Raw genomic sequence first — 3,550 nt, forward strand, 5'->3', positions numbered from 1 at the left:
ACCGGCGCCACCTGGCAAAGCTCGGTGGTGATCGGCAAGGCGGTGCCGGGCGGGGCGACGGACGCCTCGCTGCCGCTCAAGACCGGCAGCTATCTCGCGCGGCCCTATGACGCCAGGGGCAATCCCGGCCCGGTCAGCGCGGTCGCGCTGCGCGCCGCCTCGCTGGTGCCGATGACAGAGGTCGCCCGCCTCGACGAGGCCCCGGGCTTTGCGGGCACCAAGGCGGATTGCTCGGCCGCGGGCGGCGTCTTGTCGACCGACGAGGGCGCGACCGAGGCGCTTTATGTCTTCTCGGCGCTCATCAACCTCGGCACGGCCGGGCCGGTGCGGCTGGTCAGCGATGTCGGGATCCTGATCGAGGAACGGCGGGACCGGATCTTCGGCCCCGAAACGGGCGCCTTCTGGACCCCGCCCGACGGGCTCTTCTGGCAGGGCGGGGCCGATGCCTATGGCGATCTCGACACCCAGGTTCGGGTCCGTGACGACGCGACCGCCACCTGGGGCCCCTGGCAAAGCTTCGACGCGGCCGAGTTCGACGGCCGCCTGTTCCAGATCCGCGCGGCCCTCTCTGTCGAAAGCGCGGCCTATGCGCTGCGCGTCACCCGCCTGTCCGTCGCGGCCTTCCGCGCGACCTGAGGCCGGTTCCAGCCCCCAATCCCCCCAAAAGACCCAGAGGACCCCATGACCCAGGCCACCTATATTCCGAACGTCACCCATACCAAGGCCCAGGCCTTCGCCTTCTTCCAGGGCGCTCTGGCCGCCGCCGCCTCGACCAATGCCGGGCCGACCCCGCCGCCCGAGACCTGGCCCGGCATGCTCTGGGTCGATACCGCCGCGAAGGCGCTCAGGATGCGCAACGAGGCCAACAGCGGCTGGATCGCGCTTGGCGGCTATGCGTCTGACAGCTTCGTTCCGGCCGGGCTGCGGGAACTGACCGAGGCGCAGGCGCTCGACAGCAGCGGCACGGCCTATGGCATGCTGACCGGGAAGATCCTCGCCGCGCTTCTGGACAAATACGACAGCACCAATACCAGGGCCGCCTGCCACCAGTTCCATTCGGACGGGTCCTCCGAGCCCGGGATCGTCGCGATTGGCGATTTTGCGATGGCGCATGTCGCGTATTATTCGGCGCAGAGGGGCTCGGATGGCTGGCGCATGGCGTTCTCGTCCGATGGCGGCATGAGCTGGGGGCCATGGATCGCGCTGCCCGGCGACTATGCCAACGAGACCGGCGGGGCCGGGACCTTTCCCCTGACCGAGGGCGCGTTCCTCTGTCCGTTCCAGTCTTATGCCAGGCGGGCGGTCACGCTGCCGGGCGGATCGGGCACCGAGCTCTTCCCCGCGCTCACGACAGAGACCGTCCGGGTGCCCGCCCTGGCCACGCATGTGCGGTTTGCCGTTGTGAGGAGCCGCGCGGGCGATGCGGTCCTGACCGTAACCCTCTCTCCCGCGGGCGCGCGGACCGAGCTCTGATCCCCCGAGACCCATCCCGAAGGAGACCGGCCATGGCCGACGATACCGACATTCCCCGCGACCGTCCCGGGGCGGGCCGGACCCTCTGGGCGCGCCGCCATGCTTGAGGCGACCGACAGCGCGCTCCGCACCCTGCTGGCGCTTCTCGGCGCGCTGGTCCTCGTCTGGCTCAGGACCGATGGCATGGCGCTTCTGGCCCGCATGGGCATCGTGCTGGCCTCGGGCGCCATCGGCTATGTCGCGGGCCCCGAGATCGCGCTCTGGCTCGACATGCCCGAGCGCCTGACCATCGTCGGCGTGACCGTCCTCGGCCCGCTGGCGCTGGAAACCGCCGCCGCGGCCCTCCTCTGGCTGAAGCGCGACCCCGCCCATCTGGCCGAGATGCTGCGCCTCTGGCGGGGCGGCAAATGAGCCTGCCCCTCTATCTCACCCTCACCGCCGCCATCTGGCTGGCGCTGATCGTCTGGCCCTGAGACCGGGGCCAGAGACCGGTCCGGAGGCCGACCGTTAATCAGGCGCTGCTTGAATATGGCCCCCGGCACTGCGCCGACACCAACCATCCTCAAATAGCCCAAGGAGGGCGAAATGCTGAACTTCATCCTGAAGTCTCTTCCTGCGTTGATTCCGAACTGGCGGGCGGTTCTGTGGCGGTCGCACTCGATGCGCGCGCTGATCCTCGGCGTGATCTGGACGGGCGTCGTCTCGATCATCGCCATGCTGCCCTGGCTGCCGATCCCGCCCATGCTGGTCGCCTGGGTCTATCTCGGGCTGCTGGCCTATGGCGCGGTCGGTCGGCTTCTGGCGCAGGGGATCGGCGATGAATAAGATCCTGCTTGCCGTCGCCGGTCTGGTGCTGATCGCCGTCTTCGCCTTCCCTCAACCGCAGCCCGATATCGGAATTCCGACCTCGGCCCCGGAAAGCGCCCAGACGCAGGAGGCCCGCGCGCTGGCGCTGGCCGTGCCGCTGATCGCAAAATGGGAAGGCAAGCGCAACGCGGCCTACCGGGACATCGTGGGCGTCTGGACGATCTGCTACGGCCACACGCGGACCGCGCGGCCGGGCATGGTCCTGTCGGATGCGGACTGCGAGGCCCTGCTGCGCGCCGAGGTCCGCGACTATCGTGCCCGGTTGCTGACCTTCTTCTCGGCCGAGACGCGCGCCCGGCGCCTGCCGCCGCCCCGCGATGCCGCCTTCACCAGCCTCGCCATCAACGTCGGGGTGGCTGGCGTGGGCCGATCCACCGCGACCCGGCGCCTGAACGCGGGCGACGTGCCGGGCGCCTGCGAGGCCCTGACCTGGTGGAACAAGGCGGGCGGGCGCGTCGTCGCGGGGCTCAGGAACCGCCGGACCGAGGAATACGGCTACTGCATGCGCGAGGCGTCGTGATGGGCTGGCTGATGCAGATCCTCGGCGGCGGGCTGGCGGGCCAGCTGCGCGAGGCCTACGAGGCGCGGCTGCGCGCCTCCAATGATGCCGACCGGATCGCGGCCGAGATCCGCATCGCCGAACTGCAGGAGCGTCAGGCCAACCGGGCGCTCGGCGGGCGCCTGACCGCGTGGGTGCAAGCCGCCTGGGCGGCGCCGTTCATCCTCTACAACGCCAAGCTGCTGATCTGGGACAAGGTGCTTTCGCTGGGCGCAACAGAAGCGCTCTCCGGAGACCTTCTGGACCTGCAACTGCGGATCGTGACGTTCTATTTCGGCGGGGCTGCGGCCATCGGAGTGGTCCGGGCGCTCAGGCGGTAGGGGCGATCCTGGCGGCCCGGACGAGCGGGATCCGGTGGCGCTGGCCAGGCGGGTGTGCGGGGCGTGAAAGGGCGGAGACCAGACGTTCAACGCCGTCGCTGTTACGTGTCTCATAATCCGCAGAGAGGACCTTCGACGGAGGATCGAATCAGGTGAACTAAATATCGCCAGTCGGTCCTTTCCGGGCCTTGGAGACATACTCAAATGCTGCGTCGCAATTTCCCCAGAGCGGACGCTCCTAGGTCATGTTGACAAATGGCGGACCCAGAGACGGATCGACGTGATGTCAATGAAGCCGAGGAAGCTCTCAGCGGTCTTGTCGTAGCGGGTC

General features: G+C 69.0%; 5 protein-coding genes and 2 pseudogenes. 6 read left to right on the top strand and 1 reads right to left on the bottom strand.

Annotated features, from left to right (window positions below):
* The 6 genes and pseudogenes from EV657_RS21810 to EV657_RS21250 form a co-directional block, all read left to right on the top strand.
* Positions 1-636 (top strand): annotated as a pseudogene (locus tag EV657_RS21810) (hypothetical protein); the annotation flags it as partial.
* A 45-nt stretch (positions 637-681) separates the two neighbouring features.
* Positions 682-1,473 (top strand): hypothetical protein, encoded by a 792-nt coding sequence (locus tag EV657_RS21230; RefSeq protein ID WP_134079844.1) that lies wholly within the window; start codon positions 682-684, stop codon positions 1,471-1,473.
* A 99-nt stretch (positions 1,474-1,572) separates the two neighbouring features.
* Entirely contained in the window at positions 1,573-1,884 is a 312-nt protein-coding gene (locus EV657_RS21235; protein WP_134079846.1) for a hypothetical protein, read from the top strand.
* Between the two features lie 174 nt (positions 1,885-2,058).
* Complete coding sequence (locus tag EV657_RS21240; RefSeq protein WP_134079847.1) at positions 2,059-2,298, top strand: DUF7940 domain-containing protein; 240 nt, start codon at positions 2,059-2,061, stop codon at positions 2,296-2,298.
* Positions 2,291-2,860, top strand: coding sequence for a lysozyme (locus EV657_RS21245; protein WP_166673769.1), 570 nt, complete (start codon positions 2,291-2,293; stop codon positions 2,858-2,860). The genes EV657_RS21240 and EV657_RS21245 overlap by 8 nt, the downstream gene beginning before the upstream one ends.
* A complete protein-coding gene (locus EV657_RS21250; protein ID WP_134079851.1) occupies positions 2,860-3,219 on the top strand; it encodes a hypothetical protein in 360 nt (119 codons plus the stop codon). Before EV657_RS21245 ends, EV657_RS21250 begins: the two co-directional genes overlap by 1 nt.
* A gap of 243 nt (positions 3,220-3,462) precedes the next feature.
* Here EV657_RS21250 and EV657_RS21255 read toward each other — a convergent pair.
* Positions 3,463-3,550 (bottom strand): annotated as a pseudogene (locus EV657_RS21255) (IS5/IS1182 family transposase); the annotation flags it as partial.

It is taken from the genome of Rhodovulum visakhapatnamense (assembly GCF_004365965.1).
GTDB classification, from domain to species: Bacteria; Pseudomonadota; Alphaproteobacteria; order Rhodobacterales; family Rhodobacteraceae; genus Rhodovulum; species Rhodovulum visakhapatnamense.